We start from the raw sequence: 2,222 nt of genomic DNA, 5'->3' as shown, positions 1-2,222 counted from the left end.
GGCCCGGACCAACCTCCGCGCGAAGCGATCGTGGCCGCCCCCGGGGCCGGCCGGAGCGTCGCATGCAAGGGATACCCCAATGGCAACCCAATCCGTGAAGACACCGGGAGGCACGATGGCGCCGACACCCTCCGCCGGCTTCGACTTCGGCGGCCTGCTGCGCCGGCCCGAGACCGGCGCCTTCCTCGGCCTCGCCTTCGTGTTCATCTTCTTCGCCATCTTCGGCAATGCGAACTTCGTCCAGCCCGCCGGCGCGGCGAGCTATCTCAACGTCGCGGCCAATCTCGGCATCGTGGCGCTGCCGATCGGGCTCCTGATGATCGCGGGCGAGCTCGACATCTCGATCGGCGCGATGATCCCGGCGGGCGCGATGACCGTGGCCATCGTCTCGGGCCATTTCGGCGCGCCGATCCTCGTCGGCATGGCGGCCTCGATCGGGCTCGGCATCGTCGTCGGGCTGATCAACGGCTTGCTGACCGTGCGCACCGCCGTGCCGTCGCTGATCGTGACGCTCGGCACGCTCTTCGCGATGCAGGGTCTCGTGCTCGGCCTCTCGGTCATGCTGACCGGCACCACCTCGGTGGCGCTCTACGCGCCGGATTGGGTGAAGCTCTTCTTCGGCAGCTTCATCGCCAACAGCTTCCAGGTGATCATCTTCTGGTGGCTCGCCGCCGTCGTGATCTACGCCTTCGTCGTGCACTACACCCGCTACGGCAACTGGCTCTTCGCCATGGGCGGCGACAAGGAGAGCGCGCGCAACGTCGGTATCCCGACCGACAAGATGACGATCGTGCTCTTCGTGCTGTCCTCGACCTCGGCCTCCTTCGTCGGCATGTGCCAGACGATCCTCTACAATTCGGCGCAGGTTTCGGGCGGCATGTCCTTCATCTTCAACGCGATCGTCGCGGTGGTGGTCGGCGGCGTGCTGCTGACCGGCGGTTTCGGCTCGGTGATCGGCATCTTCTTCGGCACGCTCACCTTCGCGATCGTGAACCAGGGCATCTACTTCACCGAGTTCGACGCCAACTGGGCGAGCCTCATCATCGGCGTCCTGCTGCTGCTCGCGGTGCTCGGCAACAACACCTTCCGCAAGATGGCGCTCTCCTACAGCCCGAAGAAGGGAAAGAAGTGATGGCCGCTCCGATCCTCGAACTCCGCGACGTCAACAAGTCCTTCGGCCCGATCGACGTGCTGCACGACATCACGCTCAAGGTCGACGCCGGCGAGGTGCTCTGCCTGCTCGGCGACAACGGCGCGGGCAAGTCGACGCTGATCAAGACCCTCTCGGGCGTGCACAAGCCCACCTCCGGGTCGATCCTGATGGACGGCAAGGAAGTCAGCTTCTCCGGCCCCCGCGACGCCCAGAACATGGGCATCGCCACCGTCTACCAGTTCGGCGGCACCTTCCCGCTGATGAGCGTCGGGCGCTGCTTCTTCATCGGCAACGAGCCGACGAGGAAATGGGGGCCGTTCAACATCTACGACCGCGCGAAGGCCAACGAGATCGCGGTGAAGTCGGTGCAGGATTTCGGCATCACCCGCATCGACGACGGCGACCGGCTGGTCGGCGGCATGTCGGGCGGCGAGCGCCAGTCGCTCGCCATCGCCCGCGCGGTCTATTTCGGCGCCCGCGTGCTGATCCTCGACGAGCCGACGGCGGCGCTCGGCGTCAAGCAGGCCTCCCACGTGCTCCGGATCGTGCTGGAGGCGAGGAAGCGCGGGCTCGCGGTGATCTTCATCACCCACCAGGTGACGCATGCGATGGCGGTCGGCGATCATTTCGCGGTGCTGATCCGGGGCGCGGTCGCGGCGAACTTCATGAAGGGCGAGAAGACGCGCGAGGAGCTGACCGACCTGATGGCGGGCGGCGAGGCGCTCGCCGATCTCGGCACCGAGATGGAGAACTACATGGCGCGCCACGAGGGCCATCCGCCGCCCGCCGCCTGAGGTCCGGCGGGGGCCGCCCCGCCGCGAAGCCCGGCGCCGGTCTCCTCCTCCCCCGGACCGGCGCCGGCATCCCGCGACACCCGAGACGGGCGGCCTCCACCGCTCCACTGGGCGGCCGGGTCCTCCAGGATCGGCCGCCCCTTTTTCCCTTCACGGATGACTGCCATGAAAATCGCGATCGACCCCTTCATGCACCGCCATCTCCCGCTCGAGGAGATCCCGCGCAAGGTGCGCGAACTCGGCTACGACTGGATCGAGCTCTCCCCGCGCGGCGA

Annotated in this window: 2 protein-coding genes; both read left to right on the top strand. The window is 67.4% G+C overall.

All coding sequences use genetic code 11. The annotated features are described in order from the left end of the window. The first annotated feature begins 79 nt into the window (after positions 1-79). On the top strand, positions 80-1,132 hold the full coding sequence (locus tag FJM51_RS23250) for an ABC transporter permease (RefSeq protein ID WP_210240413.1): 1,053 nt from the start codon (positions 80-82) through the stop codon (positions 1,130-1,132). Continuing rightward, entirely contained in the window at positions 1,132-1,947 is an 816-nt protein-coding gene (locus tag FJM51_RS23245) for an ATP-binding cassette domain-containing protein (RefSeq protein ID WP_140456465.1), read from the top strand. The genes FJM51_RS23250 and FJM51_RS23245 overlap by 1 nt, the downstream gene beginning before the upstream one ends. The last annotated feature ends 275 nt before the right edge of the window (positions 1,948-2,222 follow it).

This window comes from Amaricoccus solimangrovi (assembly GCF_006385685.1).
Classification (GTDB): Bacteria; Pseudomonadota; Alphaproteobacteria; order Rhodobacterales; family Rhodobacteraceae; genus Amaricoccus; species Amaricoccus solimangrovi.
Note: the sequence above shows the minus strand (reverse complement) of the source record. Positions and strands in the feature narration are given on the sequence as shown.

Excerpts from the sequence above, each read along its gene's own strand:
- FJM51_RS23250 (WP_210240413.1), top strand. The coding sequence starts at position 80 with ATGGCAACCCAATCCGTGAAGACACCGGGAGGCACGATGGCGCCGACA.
- FJM51_RS23245 (WP_140456465.1), top strand. The coding sequence starts at position 1,132 with ATGGCCGCTCCGATCCTCGAACTCCGCGACGTCAACAAGTCCTTCGGC.